A 15,559-nucleotide genomic window follows, 5' to 3' on the forward strand; every position below is an offset into this window, starting at 1 on the left:
ATGGAAAGTCTTACGGCTTCGGCGCGGTCACACCGGTGACCTTGCCAACCGTCGCATTCCAGTCGTCGATGCACTTCACGCCGGCCTTGGCAACGCAACGCTCGGCCCAGCGCTTCAGGACGACGTCCTCCAGCGCCTTCTTACGGGCGGCGGTGTCGGCGTCCGACAGCTTGACCAGCTTCATGTTGCCGGGCTCGCCCTCGGTGCAGGTGCCACCTTCGCCAGTGTTGCAGATCACGCCCATCTCGTCTTCAGCGATGATCTTTTCCCAGGCCGAGTTTTCCCATTCGGCCATCGACTTCTGCAGGAAGGCCTTGGTTTCGTCGTTCATCCGGTTCCAGGTGCCGAGGTTGACGGCGGCGAAGGACGCCGAATAACCCACCTTCAGCGGGAACGCGTGGGTGGAGACCTGGTACCACTTCGCCTGATAGGCGGGCATGGTGCCGGTGATGCCGCAATCGACGACCTTCTTCTCCAGCGCCGGGACGACTTCGGCGAAGGCGATGGTCACGGACGTGCCGCCCAGACCCTCGACGAGGTCACCCATGGAGGTGGTGTAGACGCGGACCTTCTTGCCCTTCAGGTCCTCGACGCTGTTGACCTCGGCGTTGCACCACAGCATCTGGCTGGGGAACGGGTAGGTCGCCAGCAGCTTCGCGCCGTAGGTCTCTTCGAACTGCTTCTCCATGATGGGGCGATAGGCCTCCATCGCACCGCGGATCTCTTCCCAGTTCTGCGCGACACCGGCGATGTCGATGCCCTCGACCACCGGGTCCTCACCGGCGATGTAGCCGACGACGCCGTGGGCGACATCGAACACGCCGATCTTGAGCATGCGCATCATCTCGAAGCCTTTGATGCCCACATCGGTCTGCGGCACCGCATCGGCCTTGATCTTGCCCCCGGAGATCTCGGGCATGGTCTCGTTCCAGAACGGACCTTCGTTCACTTTCCAGTTCGAAAGATTGCCCCAGGTGCCGACAACCTTCAGATTCAGGTTGTCCAGTTCAGCCGCCGCCGGGCCGGCCATCAGACCGACCGAGATAAGAGCTGCGCCGAACGCGATTCGGGTTTTACCCATGCATATGCCTCCTCACCATTTGTGAACGCGTGGTGTTCGCGCGTCTGTGTATTGTTGGCCACAGCGTGACTGGGCGGCAGTCAACACCAACGCCAGAGGCAGGTCAAAGGGGGGAATTATCCCCAAATTTTAAGAGGGATTTTACCCGAACCTGTTCTTGCAATTGATGATCTTACCGCCCTGTGGCCAACTCCCGGGGATATTGTATACACACTGATCCATCCAGTTGCCAGACAGGGAGAAGCGCCATGGCACGAGTTCGCGACGTGGAGGTTCATGAGGTTCCGGAAGACGTCCGCCCCGTCTATGAGCGGTTCGCCCGCGACTATGGGCCGTTCCTTAACCAGGTGAAGATTTTCGCCCACCGTCCGCCGGCGCTGAAGCACATCATGGGGCTGCTGCTGGACTTCGCCGACGAGGCCATCCTGCCGAAGCGCTATCTGGAGATCGCGCTGGTCGTGGTCTCCAAGCTGAACGCCTGCGAGTACTGCGTCATCCACCACGCTCCCCGCCTTGTGGAGCAGGGCGTGTCGACGGAAGCCGTGGAACGGATCCTGGACGAGGAAGTCCCCGGCTTCGACGAGGTGGATCATCTGGTGCGGGACTACGCGGTCAAGGTGACCAACGACTTCAACCGGGTGCGCGATGCCACCTTCGATGCGCTGCGCCGGCATTTCACCGAGGAGCAGATCGTCGAGCTCACCCTGCGGATTGCCCTGTGCGGCTTTTTCAACCGCTTCAACGACGTGCTTCAGATCGGCGTCGAGGAGGGGGCGATGACCGACATGCTGTCCAGCGGCGTCAGCAAGGAAAGCTTGCCGCCGGCGGCGGAGTAACCGGGAAAGCCGTCATCCCGCGTGTCGCGCGGGATGACGGGCCCGTAAGGGAGGTGGTTACGGCTTCGGCGCCTGGACGCCGGCGACCTTGCCGATGGTCGCGTTCCAGTCGTCGATGCATTTGGCGCCGAACTTCTCCACGCAACGCTCGGCCCAGCGCTTCAGCACGATGGTCTCCAGGATCTGCTTGCGCTTGGCATCGTCGGCAGCGCTCGGCTCGACCTTCTTCATGCCGCCGGCCTCGCCCTCGGTGCATTTGCCGCCGACGCCGGTGTTGCAGATGATCCCCATCTCGTCTTCCGCCATCGTGTTGTCCCAGGCGGTCTTCTCGAACTCGGCGAACTGCTTTTCGAAGAACGCCTTGGTCTCGTCGTTCATCCGGTTCCAGGTCGTGAGGTTGATGGCGGCGAAGGTGGCGGTGTAGCCGACCTTCATCAGATAAGCATGGGTCGCGATCTGCCACCACTTGGCCTGATAGGCCGGCATGGTGCCGGTGATGCCGCAATCCACCACCTTCTTCTCCAGGGCCGGAACGACCTCGGCGAACGCGATGGTCACGGAGGTGGCGTTCAGCCCCTCGATCAGGTCGCCCATCGAGGTGGTGTAGACGCGGACCTTCTTGCCGGCGAGGTCCTCGGCGCTGTTCACGTCGGCATTGCACCACAGCATCTGGCTGGGAAACGGATACAGGGCCATGAGCTTGGCGCCGTAGGTCTCCTCGAACTGCCGGGCGATGATCGGCCGGTAGGCGTCCATCGAGGCCTTGGCGTCGGCCCAGTTCTGGATCACGCCCGCCAGGTCGACGCCTTCCACGATCGGGTCCTCGCCGGCGATGTAGCCGACCACGCCGTGGGCCACGTCGAACACGCCGATCTTCAGCATGCGGACCACCTCGAAGCCCTTGATGCCCACATCGGTCTGGGCCACGGCGTTCGCGGTGATCTTGCCGCCGGAGGCCGACGGCATGGTGTCGTTCCAGAAGGGACTTTCGTTCACCTTCCAGTTGGAGAGGTTACCCCAGGTTCCCACGACTTTGAGGTTCATCTGATCGAGTTCCGCCGAGGCCGGCGACGCCATCAGCCCAAGCGAAATCAAGGCGCCACCGAGCGCCGAAAGAGTCTTCTTCATCCGTGTTTCCTCCACTGTCTTCATTTTGTTTGCCGATGCGCTCTTCGGACGGAGCGCTGTCGATTTTTGGTAGTGGAGGAAGTAGGCACCAGCGGTGTCGATTGGTAAAGACTCAGAGTCTTCCGAGAATGGCGTCGATTAGGCTGCGTTGTGGGCTTTCGCGTCCTGCAACATCATTTCGGCGCCCTTTTCGGCGATCATGATCGTCGCGGCGTTGGTGTTGCCGGAGACCAGGGTCGGCATGATCGAGGCATCGATCACCCGCAGCCCGTCGATTCCATGGACCCGCAGACGGTCGTCCACCACCGCCATGCGGTCGCTGGCCGGTCCCATCTTGGCGGTGCCGGCGATGTGATAGAGGGTCTGGCCGGTCTCGCGGGCATAGCGCTCGAAATCCGCATCCTCGGTGTAGTCGGGGCCGGGCGTCATTTCCGCGCCGCGATAGGGATCCAGGGCCGCGGCCCCGGCGATCCGGCGGCCGATCTTCATGCCCTCGACGATCGCGTCCACGTCGATCGGATTGCTCAGGAAGCGGCCGGTGATAGCCGGCGGGGTGGCTGGGTCGGGCGACTTGATGTGGATCATGCCCTGGCTTTCCGGGCGCAACTGGCAGACCGCGAGCGTCATGCCCGGCTCCTTCTCCAGCTTGCGGGTGGCCGCGTCGGCATAACTCGCATGGGCCAGGTGGAATTGGACGTCAGGACTGTCCATGTCCGGACGGCTCTTCACGAAGCCATGCACCGCGCCGGCGCCGTAGGTCAGGATCCCTTCGCCGAACAGGGCATATCGCGCCAGTTCCCGCACGAAGGGCAGGCCGCGGGTGAGCTGGTTCAGGGTGATCGGCTGGGTGACCCGCCAGCGCATGCGGGTGCCGTAATGGTCGCGGTAGTTCTCGCCGACGCCGGGCAGGTCGTGGACCACGTCGATCCCGTGCTGTGTCAGCAGGGCGCCCTGGCCGATGCCGGAGAGCTCCAGAAGCTGGGGCGACTGGACCGCGCCGGCCGACAGGACGACCTCGCCGGAGGCCCGGGCCTCGCGCGGCTGGCCGTCGACCGTGTAGCGGATGCCGACGGCGCGCCTGCCCTCCAGGATCAGGCCGGTGGCGAAGGCGCGGGTCTCCACCGTCAGGTTGGGCCGGCTCATCACCGGATGCAGGAAGGCGCGGGCGGTGCTGGCCCGTTTGCCGCGGCGCATGGTGAGCTGGTAGTAGCCGAAGCCTTCCTGGTCTCCGTCGTTATAGTCCGGGTTGCGCGGGAACCCGGACTGCTCGCCGGCCTCGATCCAGGCGTCGAGCAGCGGGTGCTTCTCGGTGGTGGTGGTCACCGCCAGCGGACCGTCGGTGCCGCGGCTGTCGTCGCCGCCATCGACGAAGGTCTCCGACTTGCGGAAATAGGGCAGCACGGACTCATAGCTCCAGCCGCGATTGCCGAACTGCGCCCAGGTGTCGTAGTCGAGCGGCTGGCCGCGCACGTAGAGCAGGCCGTTGATGGACGACGAGCCGCCCAGGGTCTTGCCGCGCGGGGTGGCGATGGCCCGGTTGCCGGTTCCTTCCTCCGGCTCGGTCCAGAAGCCCCAGTTGTACTCCTTGCTGGTCAGCAGTTTGTAGAAGCCGACGGGCACGCCGATATACGGGCTGTCGTCCTTCGGGCCGGCTTCCAGCAGCAGCACCCGGTTGGCCGGGTCGGCGCTCAGCCGGTTGGCGAGCACGCATCCGGCGGAACCAGCGCCGACGATGATGTAGTCCCAGGACGGGGTGGGGGCGGTCATGGTGTTTCCTCACGCGTTTTGCGCGCGAGTGTAGGGCGCGGGCGGAGGGCGGTGAAGGTGCGGAAATCTCCTTCCACCTTTCACTTTCTCACTCCCCGGAATAGGTCCGGGGAGTGAGTGAAGAGAGAGTGGTGAGAATCCTACCCCGCCTGCGCCTCGCGCTGGGCGGTGCGCCAGTCCGGGGCGATCCAGACCTCGGCATTGTCGCGCGCCGGAGCCGGTCGGCCGAGGATCAGATCGGCGGCCTTCTCGGCCACCATGATGGTCGGCGCGTTCAGGTTGCCGTTCGGGATCGTCGGGAAAATGGAACTGTCCGCCACCCGCAGGCCGTCCACGCCGATGACCGTCAGGTCCGGCCGCAGCACCGTCTCGGGATCGTCGGGATGGCCCATCTTGCAGGTGCAGGAGGGGTGATAGGCGCTTTCCACATTGGATCGCACCCAGGCGTCGATCGCCGCGTCGGAGGTCACCTCGGCGCCCGGCTGGATCTCCTCGCCGCGATAGGGATCCATGGCCGGCTGGGCGATGATCTCGCGGGTCAGCCGCACGACCCGGCGCCAGTCCTCCACGTCCTGCGGGTCCTGCAGGTAGTTGAACAGGATCGTAGGCTTGGTCTCCGGGTCGCTGTCGGCAATGTCGATCCGGCCGCGGCTCTTCGGCTTGTTAGGGCCGACATGCACCTGGAAGCCGTCGCCGGCGAAGGCGGCATTGCCGTCGTAGCGCATGGCGCCCGGAAGGAAGTGATACTGGATGTCCGGCCATTCCAGCCCGGCGCGCGAGCGGATGAAGGCGCAGGATTCGAAATGGTTCGTGGCGCCGAGCCCGTTGCGGAACAGCAGCCACTGGGCACCGATCATTCCCTTGCGCCAGAGCGACAGGTGCCGGTTCAAGCTGAGCGGCTGAGTGCAGCGGAACTGGAAATAGACCTCCAGATGGTCCTGCAGGTTGCCGCCCACCCCCGGCCGGTCGGCGACGATGGGGATGCCGTGGTGCTTGAGTTCACCCGCCGGACCGATGCCCGAGCGCTGGAGGATGGTCGGCGAGCCGACGGAGCCCGCAGCGAGGATCACTTCGCGCCGGGCCCGGGCTTCGCGGGAGATGCCGCGGGACGAGTAGGCGATGCCGGTGGCGCGACCGTCCTCGATGATGACCCGGTCGGCCAGCGCGTGCTTGACCACCCGGAGATTGGCCCGCCCCTTGGTAGGACGCAGATAGCCGCGCGCCGTCGACCAGCGCAGGCCGTCGCGCACCGTCATGTGCATGGCGCCGAAGCCTTCCTGGCGGCGGCCGTTATAGTCGTCGGTGGCGCCGTATCCCGCCTGCACGCCGGCCTCGATGAAGGCCCTGTAGAGCGGGTTCTTCATGCGGTTGCCGTTTGAGGTCGCCAGCGGCCCGTCGCCGCCGCGATAGGCGTCGGCCCCGCCTTCCCAGCTCTCGGCCCGTTTGAAGTAGGGCAGCACGTCGGCATAGCCCCACCCGGCCGCGCCGTGTTCGACCCACTGGTCGTAGTCGCGGGCATGGCCGCGCACATAGACCATGCCGTTGATCGAGGACGACCCGCCCAGCCCCTTCCCGCGCGGGCAGTGCAGGCGGCGCCCGTCGAGCCCGGGTTCCGCCTCGCTCTCATAGAACCAGTTGAACCGCTTCATGTTCATCGGGATCGAGAGGGCCGACGGCATGGAGACGAAGATCGACCGGTCGCTGCCGCCGCCTTCCAGCAGAAGGACACTGGTCTTCGGATCCTCGCTCAGCCGGTTGGCGAGCACGCACCCCGCCGAGCCGGCGCCGACGATGACGAAATCGTAAGTGTCGATGGTTTCGCTACGATCAGGCATGAGGCCGCATGCCACGAGGCGCGCGGCGGTGCAAGGAAATCCGGCAATTTGGGCTGGGTCCCGGCCGAGGGCCGGATCAATCCCGGATTAAATCCGGGACGGACCTCGCCGGGATGACGGGAATGGGCCTTTTGATCGCTTTCTCCGATCGTCATCCCGGTGGACCCCGAACATGATCCGGGGGTCGATCGGGACCCGATGCGCTCGGTCCCCGCCTTCGCGGGGACGTAAGAGGGAAGCCCCGCTTCCCTCTTACGTCTGCGTGCCGCCGTTGCTGGCGATCATCTGGCCGTTGATGAAGCCCCCGCTATCGGAACACAGGAAGGCGGCGAGGGCGGCGATGTCCTCCGGCTGACCCAGGCGGCCGACAGGGATCCGGTCGAGCTGGCTCTTGATGTGATGGGTCATGGAGGCATCCGCATGCTGGGTGTCGATCGGGCCCGGCGAGATCGCGTTCACCGTCACGCCGCTCGGCCCGAATTCCTTTGCCAGCGCCTTGGTCAGCCCCCACAGGCCGTGCTTGGCGGCGGAGACCGGCGCCCGGCCGGCATAGCCGTGGATCGCGTTCATGCCGGTCAGGTTCACCACCCGGCCCCAGCCGCGCTCGACCATGGCGCCGCAGAACGCCCGGCAGAGATAGAAGGCGCTGGTCAGGTCGGTGTTCATCACCCGATGCCAGCCCTCGTCCGTCATCTCCAGGAACGGCTTCTCTGGGCGGATGGCGGCATTGTTCACGACGATCGCTACCGGCGCCATCTCGGCCTCGACCTGTGCCTTCAGCTTGGCGACGGCGGCGGAGTCGCCGACATCGGCCATCACAACCAGGGCCTTGCGCCCGAGCGCGCCCACGTCCTTTGCGACAGCCTCGCAGGCGTCGCGGTTCGCGCGTCCGTTGACCACGATGTCGAAGCCGTCGCGGGCCAGGGCGACCGCGATGGCGCGGCCGATGTTCTGGCCGGCGCCGGAGATCACGGCGGTGGCGGGGGTATCGGGCATAGGTGGCCTCCCTGGGCGGTTTTGGTTTTCCCGCAGCCTAGGCGAAGCGGCGCGTCCTGGGACCAGCCAAAATAGTGCCGCCGTCGTCGTCCGCGCCGGCCAATTGACCTGGATCAATGTCTGCGCCCGCGCGGGCGCCCACTCTTGGCGGACACGAGCGACCGGGACCGAGCCATGTTTCTTCACCGTCACGCCACTGCCGCGCTGCCGCGCTATACCAGCTATCCGCCTGCCAACCGCTTCGAGGATGGAGCGGGCGGCGCTCTGTATCCCTGGTGGCTCGAGCAGCTCACCTCCTCGGAGCCGCTGTCGCTCTATCTGCACGTCCCGTTCTGCGCGCAGCTCTGCTGGTATTGCGGTTGCCATACATCGGTCGCGAACGACAGTTCGCGCGTCGACCGGTTCGTCGGCCGGTTGATCCAGGAAATCCTTCACGTCTCGAGCCGCATCTCGGATCCGGGAGAGGTCTGCTCGATTCACTTCGGCGGCGGCACCCCGACCATGATGTCGCCGGAGGCGATGGGGCGGGTGATGGCGGCCCTGCGCGCCGCTTTCCCGGTGCGCCCAGATGCCGAGATCGCGGTCGAGATCGATCCCCGGACCCTCGACGACGCCCATGTGGAGGCGATGGCCGCTGCCGGCGTGACCCGGGCGAGTCTCGGGGTGCAGGACGTCGATCCGGAGGTGCAGTGCGCCATCAACCGCATTCAGCCCACCGAGCTCCTCGCCGACCGGATAGGCGCTCTCCGCGCCGCCGGTATCCGCAGCATCAATGCCGATCTGATGTACGGTCTTCCCGGCCAGACTGTCGCTCACGTGCGCCGGTCGTCCGATACGGTGACCGCGCTCGGCGTCGACCGGGTGGCGGTCTTCGGCTACGCCCATGTGCCGTGGTTCAAGAAGAACCAGGGTGCCATCGACGCCGCCCAGCTCCCCGGAGCGGAGGAGCGCTTCGAGCAGGCCGAGGCGGCGGAGGCGCAGCTCGTGGCGGACGGCTACACCGCCATCGGCATCGACCATTTCGCCCGGCCGCAGGACAGTCTTGCGATGGCTGCCGCGGAGGGGCGCCTGCGCCGGAACTTCCAGGGCTATACCGACGATCCGGCCCAGACCCTGATCGGCTTCGGTCCGTCCTCGATCTCGGCGCTTCCGGGCGGCTATGCCCAGAACGCCCCCCACCTGAAGCAGTGGAGCGAGGCGGTGGAAGCAGGCAAGCTCTCCGCCCAGCGCGGCCTTGGGGTGACCGCGGAGGACAAACTCCGTCGCTCGGTGATCGAGCGCGTGCTGTGCGACGGCCGGGTGGATCTCGGTCCCGTCGCGGCCCGGCACGGGCGCGACCCGGCCGACCTGATCGATGCGTTCGAGCGGCTGGTTCCGCTGGTGCAGGACGGGCTTGCGACGGTCGACGGGTGGCAGGTCGCCGCCACGATGGCCGGTCGGCGCTACTGGCGCTCGATCGCGGCCTGCTTCGACCCGGAACTGGCCCCGTCGGCCGGACGGCACAGCGTCGCGGTGTGACGGTCGGACTCCCTCGCTCCCACAGCCCGGCCTTCTCCGGCCCGGTCTAATCCGGACATTGCCTCCCTGAGAGTCCGTCGATTTCATCGTCCGGGCGCGGCGTGCTGCGCCCCGGACTTGGAAACCGCGTCAGAGCCGGGCATGCTGCACCGCGACGCCGGCCGGCTGCGGGGCGGCGCGACCATGGGACGCGCAAGACGGACATGAACAGGGACCTTCCAGGGAGAGGCATGATGGGTAGGGGATTCAAGGCATTGGCGCTGGCCGCCGGCATGACGGTCGCGGGGGCGCTCGGCGCCGCGCAGGCGGCCGAGCCGCTGAAGATCGGCATGATGGTGACGCTGTCCGGGCCGCCTGCGGTGCTCGGCAATCATATCCGCGACGGCTTCCAGCTTTTCGTCGACGAGAACGGCGGCAAGCTCGGCGGCCGCGACGTGGAGATGATCATCGTCGACGACGAGCTGAAGCCCGATGTCGCCCTGACCAAGGTCAAGGAGCTGCTGGAGCGCGACAAGGTCGACTTCGTGGCCGGCATCGTCTTCTCGAACATCCTGCAGGCGGTGTTCCGCCCGGTGACCGAGAGCGAGACCTTCCTGATCGGCGCCAATGCCGGCACGTCCACCTTCGCCGGCAAGGGCTGCAACGAGTACTTCTTCTCCACCTCCTGGCAGAACGACCAGATCCACGAGGTCATGGGCAAGTACGCCCAGGACAAGGGGTTCAAGAAGGTCTTCCTGATGGCCCCGAACTACCAGGCCGGCAAGGACAGCCTCAACGGCTTCAAGCGCTACTACACCGGCGAAGTGGTGGACGAGGTCTACACCAAGCTCGGCAACCTCGATTTCTCCGCCGAGCTGGCGAAGATTGCCGCGGCCAAGCCGGACGCGCTCTTCACCTTCATGCCGGGCGGCATGGGCGTGAACCTGGTGCGCCAGTTCAATCAGGCCGGCCTCGCCGACAGCGTGACCTTCCTGTCGGCCTTCACCGTGGACGGCACGACCCTGCCGGCGACCAAGGACGCGGCGCTGGGCCTGTTCTCGTCCTCCCAGTGGACGCCGGACATGGACAACGCGGCCAACAAGAAGTTCGTCACCGCCTATGAGGCGAAGTACGGCTCGGTGCCGTCGCTGTATTCCAGCCAGGGCTACGACGCGGCCCAGCTGATCGACAGCGCGGTGAAGGCGGTCGGCGGCGACCTCAGCGACAAGGACGCGGTGATCGCGGCTCTGAAGAAGGCGGACTTCGCCTCGGTGCGTGGCGATTTCAAGTTCAACAACAACCACTTCCCGATCCAGGACTTCTACCTGGTCAAGGCGGTGAAGCGGGATGACGGCGCCTATCACACCACCGTGGTGGAGAAGGTGTTCGACGATTACGGCGACGTCCATGCCAAGGACTGCCGCATGAAGTGATCGGCTTCGGCCGGATTGGACGGGCGGAGCCTTCGGGTTCCGCCCGTTTCTGTTATTAGGGGTCCCGGAGAGACGTCCGGGGTAGGGGTGCGATGACGGCGACGCTGTTCGCGGTGCAGGTGCTGAACGGGCTGCAGCTCGGCGTGCTGCTGTTCCTGGTGGCGGCCGGGCTGACCCTGGTGTTCGGGGTCATGGACTTCATCAACCTGGCCCATGGCGTCCAGTACATGCTCGGCGCCTATCTCGCCGTCACCTTCTACGGGCTGACCGGGAACTTCTTCGCCACGGTGATCCTGGCCATGGCCGCCGCCCTGGTTCTGGGGTTGGTGCTGGAGGTGCTGGTGTTCCGGCATTTCTACGACCGCGACCACCTGGACCAGGTGCTGGCGACCTTCGGCGTGATCCTGTTTCTCAATGAGGGTGTGCGGATCGTGTGGGGCTCGGCCCCGCTCAGCTACCCGGCCCCGGAGATTCTGCAGGGCGCGATCCCGGTGATGGACGGCTTCGGGTATCCGGTCTACCGCATCGCCCTGATCGTCGCCGGGCTGATCTGCGCCGTCGGCTTGTGGCTTGTGGTGGCGCGCACGAAAGTCGGCATGCTGATCCGGGCCGGGGCGGCCAATCCGGCGATGCTCTCGGCCCTCGGCGTCAACGTGCGTCAGCTTTTCATGGTGGTTTTCGGCTTCGGCGCAATGCTGGCCGGGTTCGCCGGGGTGATGGCTGGGCCGATCTTCTCGGTGGAGCCGGGGATGGGCGACGGGGTGCTGATCCTCGCCTTCGTCGTCATCGTGATCGGCGGAATCGGCTCGATCCGCGGCGCTTTCCTGGCCGCCCTGATCGTCGGCTTGGTCGATACCCTCGGCCGCTCCTTCATGACCGATATCTTCAAGCTGTTCCTGGAGCCCTCGGCCGCCAATCAGGTCGGCCCGGCCATCGCCTCCATGCTGATCTACGTGCTGATGGCCGGCGTGCTGTTCTTCCGGCCGACCGGCCTGTTCCCGGCACCGGGGCGCGCCTGATGCCGGGTGGGATCACGCGCGGGCGGGCGATTTCCGCCATCCTGCTGATCGCCTTCGCGGTGCTGCCGCTGGTGGCCGAGGCGACGGGCCAGGGCTACCTGACCAACATCGCCAGCCGGGTGATGATCTACGCCATCGCCGCGCTCAGCCTCGACCTGATCCTGGGCTACGGCGCGATGGTCAGCTTCGGCCATGCCGCCTTCATCGGCATCGGCGCCTATGCGGTCGGCATCTCGGCCGAGCACAACCTGTGGGAAGGCACCCTGACGATCCCGATGGCGATGCTCGCAGCCGGTCTGTTCGCACTGGTCACCGGGGCGATCAGCCTGCGCACCCGCGGCGTCTATTTCATCATGATCACGCTCGCCTTCGGGCAGATGGCCTACTACACGGCGTCCAGCCTGTCGGCCTATGGCGGCGACGACGGGCTGACCATCTGGGGTCGCAGCGAGTTCCTCGGCAATCCCGTACTGGAGGACGACACCGCCCTGTATTTCTTCGTGCTGGCCTGCCTCGCCCTGTGCTGGTGGTTCGCCAGCCGCGTGGTCGACAGCCGGTTCGGCCGGGTCATCGCCGGGGTGCGCGAGAACCGGGCGCGGATGGCTGCCGTCGGTTTCGATCCGTACCGCCACCAGCTCGTCGCCTATGTGATCGCCGGGATGATGGCCGGGCTCGCCGGCGCGCTGCTGGCCAACCACGCCGAGTTCGTCAGCCCCGCCTACATGTCCTGGCAGCGCTCCGGCGACCTGATCATCATGGTCGTGCTCGGCGGCATGGGCTCGCTCTACGGCGCGGTGCTGGGCGCGGTGGCGTATCTGGCCCTGGAAGACGTACTGGCGGGGTTCACCGAGCACTGGCGGGTGATCTTCGGGCCGATGCTGATCCTGATCGTGCTCTATGCCCGCGGCGGCATCGCCCGCGCCTTCCGGCGGGAGGGGCGCGATGGCTGACCCGATCCTCGAGCTTGCCGGCCTCAGGAAAAGTTACGGTGCGCTGACCGTCACCGATGGCGTGAACCTGGCGGTGAAGGCCGGAGCCATTCATGCGGTGATAGGTCCGAACGGCGCGGGGAAGACGACGCTGATCAACCAGATCGGCGGTCAGGTCGTCCCCGATGCCGGCACCGTCATACTTGACGGTCGCAACATCACCGACCTGCCGATCGATGCCCGCTCGCATCTGGGTCTGGCGCGCTCGTTCCAGATCACCAACGTGCTGCCAGGCTTCACCACCCTGGACAACGTCGCCGTCGCCGCCCAGGCCCATGCCGGCCACAGCTTCCGCTTCTTCCGGCCCGTCGCGCGCGAGACGGCGCTGACCGAGCGGGCCATGGCCTGTCTGGAGACCGTGGGCCTGGCCGACCGGGCGCCGATCCGGGCCGGCGCGCTGAGCCACGGCGAGAAGCGGGCGCTGGAGATCGCCATGGCGCTGGCGACCGATCCGAAGGTCCTGCTGCTGGACGAGCCGATGGCCGGCACCACCCATGAGGAAACGGCCCGCCTGACCGAGACGCTGGAAGGGCTGCGCGGCCGCTTCACCATCCTGCTGGTCGAGCACGACATGGCGGCGGTCTTCGCGCTGGCCGACACGATCTCGGTGCTGGTCTACGGCCGTGTCATCGCCGAGGGCACGCCCGACGCGATCCGCGCCGATCCGGAGGTCCGCGCCGCCTATCTGGGCGAGGAGGAGATCCTATGACCGCGCCCCTGCTCGAAGTGGCGGACCTGACCGCCGGCTATGGGGCCGCCCCTGTGCTGTTCGGCATGACGCTGACCGTGCACGCGGGCGAGGTGGTCACGCTGATGGGCCGCAACGGTATGGGCAAGACCACCACCATCCGCGCGGTGATGGGTCTGCTGCCGCCGACCGGGGGCCGAGTGCTGATCGCCGGCGAGGACATGCGCGGCCGCCCGGCCCATGAGATCGCCCGCCGCGGCCTCGGTCTGGTGCCGGAGGGCCGGCAGATCTTCCCGACACTGACGGTGGAGGAGAACCTGATCGCCACCGCCGCCAACCGGCTGGGCAGCGGCGCGCCGCGCTGGGGCCTGGCCGAGGTGCTGCACCTGTTCCCGCGCCTGGGCGAGCGGCGCCGGCAGATGGGCGGCAGCCTGTCCGGCGGCGAGCAGCAGATGCTGGCGGTGGGCCGGGCGCTGATGACCAACCCGCGCCTGCTGATCCTGGACGAGGCCACCGAGGGCTTGGCGCCGTTGATCCGCGAGGAGATCTGGCGGGTGCTGGCGACCCTGAAGAGCGAGGGCCAGGCGATCCTGGTGATCGACAAGAACGTTTCCGCCCTACTGGCCCTGGCCGACCGCCACACGGTGGTGGAGAAGGGACAGGTGGTTTGGGAAGGCGATACGGCCGCTTTCCGCGCCGACGGGGCGGTGATCGAGACGTATCTGCACGTGTGATGGCAAGGCACCCTCCGTGCATGCCGTGATAGGGTGGCAAAACTGTCGCGGTGATGAAACGCCGCATGGACCGTTCCGGGCGTGGGCACTAGTTCACGGGGGCGACGAGGGGGATCACAGCGGGCCCTAGGGCCGGCGACAACCATCGAGGAGTGCGGGGCATGGACCTGCCGCTCGCCATCGACCTGGCCCGGTTTCAGTTCGCCTTCACGGTGTCCTTCCACATCATCTTCCCGGCCTTCTCCATCGGCCTCGCCTCCTATCTGGCGGTTCTGGAAGGGCTGTGGCTGGCGACCGGACGGCAGGTCTATATCGACACCTTCCGCTACTGGCTGAAGATCTTCGCCGTGGCGTTCGGCATGGGCGTCGTCTCCGGCATCGTCATGAGCTACCAGTTCGGCACGAACTGGAGCGTGTTCTCCGACAAGACCGGACCGGTGCTCGGGCCCCTGATGGGCTACGAGGTGCTGTCCGCCTTCTTCCTGGAGGCGGGGTTCCTCGGGATCATGCTGTTCGGGCTGAAACGGGTGGGCAAGGGCCTGCACTTCGCGGCCACGCTGATGGTGGCGATCGGCACCTTCATCTCCGCCTTCTGGATCCTCAGCGTGAACAGCTGGATGCACACCCCGGCCGGCTACGCCATCAACGAGGTCGGCCAGTTCGTGCCGGCGGACTGGTGGGCGGTGATCTTCAACCCGTCCTTCCCGTACCGGCTGGTCCACATGGTGCTCGCCGCCTATCTGACGACGGCCTTCGTGGTCGGCGCGGTGGGGGCGTTGCACCTGCTGCGGAACCGGGACAACCGCCCGGCCAAGCTGATGTTCTCCATGGCCATGTGGATGGCCGCGGTCGTGGCGCCGCTCCAGATCGTCGCCGGCGACCTGCATGGGCTGAATACCCTGGAGCATCAGCCGGCCAAGATCGCCGCCATGGAAGGGCATTTCGAGTCCCAGACCGGCGCGCCGCTCTATCTGTTCGGCTGGCCGGACATGGAGGCCGAGGAACTGCGCTACGCCATCGGCATCCCCAAGTTGGGCAGCCTGATTCTGACCCACGATCTGGACGGGGCGGTGCAGGGGCTGACCGACTGGCCGCGTGAGGACAGGCCCAACGCCACGGTGCTGTTCTGGACCTTCCGGGTAATGGTGGCGATCGGCTTCGCCATGGTCGGCATCGGTCTTTGGGCCCTGTGGCGGCGCTGGCGGGGAACGCTGTACGAGCCCGATCTGCTGCACCGGCTGGCGATCGTCATGGGTCCGTCCGGTTTCGTCGCCGTGCTCGCCGGCTGGATCACGACCGAGATGGGTCGGCAGCCCTGGACGGTCTACGGCTTGCTGCGCACGGTCGACTCCGCCTCGCCGATGGACGCGCCGGCGGTGGCGACGTCGCTGGTCGCCTTCATCGTGGTGTACTTCGTGGTGTTCGGTGCCGGCGTCTACTACGTGCTGCGGTCGATGAACGCCGCGCCGCATGACAACGAGCCGGGGCTCGACAAGGATCAACCGGTCCGGGCCGCCGGCATGGCACAGGCCGGCGCGCCGGGCGAGGAGTGAGCG

General features: G+C 66.7%; 13 protein-coding genes. 8 read left to right on the forward strand and 5 right to left on the reverse strand.

Going from position 1 to position 15,559, the window contains the following annotated elements:
- Window positions 1-10: 10 nt before the first annotated feature.
- Complete coding sequence (locus tag T8K17_RS14640) at window positions 11-1,081, reverse strand: TRAP transporter substrate-binding protein (protein WP_322330474.1); 1,071 nt, start codon at window positions 1,079-1,081, stop codon at window positions 11-13.
- Window positions 1,082-1,329: 248 nt separating this feature from the next.
- On the opposite strand from T8K17_RS14640, the gene T8K17_RS14645 reads away from it, so the two are divergent.
- A complete protein-coding gene (locus tag T8K17_RS14645; protein WP_322330475.1) occupies window positions 1,330-1,917 on the forward strand; it encodes a carboxymuconolactone decarboxylase family protein in 588 nt (195 codons plus the stop codon).
- Between the two features lie 57 nt (window positions 1,918-1,974).
- Here T8K17_RS14645 and T8K17_RS14650 read toward each other — a convergent pair whose 3' ends face one another.
- From T8K17_RS14650 to T8K17_RS14665, 4 genes are all read right to left on the reverse strand, one after another.
- Window positions 1,975-3,045: a TRAP transporter substrate-binding protein gene (locus T8K17_RS14650; RefSeq protein ID WP_322330476.1), complete on the reverse strand. Its 1,071-nt coding sequence runs from the start codon at window positions 3,043-3,045 to the stop codon at window positions 1,975-1,977.
- Window positions 3,046-3,183: 138 nt separating this feature from the next.
- Window positions 3,184-4,812, reverse strand: a complete 1,629-nt coding sequence (locus T8K17_RS14655; protein ID WP_322330477.1) for a choline dehydrogenase — start codon at window positions 4,810-4,812, stop codon at window positions 3,184-3,186.
- 140 nt (window positions 4,813-4,952) lie between these two features.
- Entirely contained in the window at window positions 4,953-6,647 is a 1,695-nt protein-coding gene (gene betA, locus T8K17_RS14660) for a choline dehydrogenase (protein WP_322330478.1), read from the reverse strand.
- A 252-nt stretch (window positions 6,648-6,899) separates the two neighbouring features.
- Complete coding sequence (locus T8K17_RS14665; protein ID WP_322330479.1) at window positions 6,900-7,643, reverse strand: 3-oxoacyl-ACP reductase FabG; 744 nt, start codon at window positions 7,641-7,643, stop codon at window positions 6,900-6,902.
- 174 nt (window positions 7,644-7,817) lie between these two features.
- Here T8K17_RS14665 and hemN point away from each other — a divergent pair, with 174 nt between their 5' ends.
- From hemN to T8K17_RS14700, 7 genes are all read left to right on the forward strand, one after another.
- Complete coding sequence (hemN, locus tag T8K17_RS14670) at window positions 7,818-9,161, forward strand: oxygen-independent coproporphyrinogen III oxidase (protein WP_322330480.1); 1,344 nt, start codon at window positions 7,818-7,820, stop codon at window positions 9,159-9,161.
- 233 nt (window positions 9,162-9,394) lie between these two features.
- Entirely contained in the window at window positions 9,395-10,573 is a 1,179-nt protein-coding gene (locus T8K17_RS14675; RefSeq protein WP_322330481.1) for an ABC transporter substrate-binding protein, read from the forward strand.
- 92 nt (window positions 10,574-10,665) lie between these two features.
- Window positions 10,666-11,592, forward strand: coding sequence for a branched-chain amino acid ABC transporter permease (locus T8K17_RS14680; protein ID WP_322330482.1), 927 nt, complete (start codon window positions 10,666-10,668; stop codon window positions 11,590-11,592).
- Window positions 11,592-12,542, forward strand: coding sequence for a branched-chain amino acid ABC transporter permease (locus T8K17_RS14685; RefSeq protein ID WP_322330483.1), 951 nt, complete (start codon window positions 11,592-11,594; stop codon window positions 12,540-12,542). Before T8K17_RS14680 ends, T8K17_RS14685 begins: the two co-directional genes overlap by 1 nt.
- Window positions 12,535-13,290, forward strand: coding sequence for an ABC transporter ATP-binding protein (locus T8K17_RS14690; RefSeq protein WP_322330484.1), 756 nt, complete (start codon window positions 12,535-12,537; stop codon window positions 13,288-13,290). Before T8K17_RS14685 ends, T8K17_RS14690 begins: the two co-directional genes overlap by 8 nt.
- The gene (locus T8K17_RS14695) at window positions 13,287-14,003 is read left to right on the forward strand and encodes an ABC transporter ATP-binding protein (protein WP_322330485.1); all 717 of its coding nucleotides are present in this window, start codon (window positions 13,287-13,289) and stop codon (window positions 14,001-14,003) included. Before T8K17_RS14690 ends, T8K17_RS14695 begins: the two co-directional genes overlap by 4 nt.
- A gap of 161 nt (window positions 14,004-14,164) precedes the next feature.
- Complete coding sequence (locus T8K17_RS14700; RefSeq protein ID WP_322330486.1) at window positions 14,165-15,556, forward strand: cytochrome ubiquinol oxidase subunit I; 1,392 nt, start codon at window positions 14,165-14,167, stop codon at window positions 15,554-15,556.
- Window positions 15,557-15,559 lie beyond the last annotated feature (3 nt).

Source organism: Thalassobaculum sp. OXR-137 (assembly GCF_034377285.1).
Taxonomy (GTDB): domain Bacteria; phylum Pseudomonadota; class Alphaproteobacteria; order Thalassobaculales; family Thalassobaculaceae; genus Thalassobaculum.

Coding starts and splice junctions, on each gene's coding strand:
- T8K17_RS14640 (WP_322330474.1), bottom strand. CDS start 1,081: ATGGGTAAAACCCGAATCGCGTTCGGCGCAGCTCTTATCTCGGTCGGT.
- T8K17_RS14645 (WP_322330475.1), top strand. CDS start 1,330: ATGGCACGAGTTCGCGACGTGGAGGTTCATGAGGTTCCGGAAGACGTC.
- T8K17_RS14650 (WP_322330476.1), bottom strand. CDS start 3,045: ATGAAGAAGACTCTTTCGGCGCTCGGTGGCGCCTTGATTTCGCTTGGG.
- T8K17_RS14655 (WP_322330477.1), bottom strand. CDS start 4,812: ATGACCGCCCCCACCCCGTCCTGGGACTACATCATCGTCGGCGCTGGT.
- betA (WP_322330478.1), bottom strand. CDS start 6,647: ATGCCTGATCGTAGCGAAACCATCGACACTTACGATTTCGTCATCGTC.
- T8K17_RS14665 (WP_322330479.1), bottom strand. CDS start 7,643: ATGCCCGATACCCCCGCCACCGCCGTGATCTCCGGCGCCGGCCAGAAC.
- hemN (WP_322330480.1), top strand. CDS start 7,818: ATGTTTCTTCACCGTCACGCCACTGCCGCGCTGCCGCGCTATACCAGC.
- T8K17_RS14675 (WP_322330481.1), top strand. CDS start 9,395: ATGGGTAGGGGATTCAAGGCATTGGCGCTGGCCGCCGGCATGACGGTC.
- T8K17_RS14680 (WP_322330482.1), top strand. CDS start 10,666: ATGACGGCGACGCTGTTCGCGGTGCAGGTGCTGAACGGGCTGCAGCTC.
- T8K17_RS14685 (WP_322330483.1), top strand. CDS start 11,592: ATGCCGGGTGGGATCACGCGCGGGCGGGCGATTTCCGCCATCCTGCTG.
- T8K17_RS14690 (WP_322330484.1), top strand. CDS start 12,535: ATGGCTGACCCGATCCTCGAGCTTGCCGGCCTCAGGAAAAGTTACGGT.
- T8K17_RS14695 (WP_322330485.1), top strand. CDS start 13,287: ATGACCGCGCCCCTGCTCGAAGTGGCGGACCTGACCGCCGGCTATGGG.
- T8K17_RS14700 (WP_322330486.1), top strand. CDS start 14,165: ATGGACCTGCCGCTCGCCATCGACCTGGCCCGGTTTCAGTTCGCCTTC.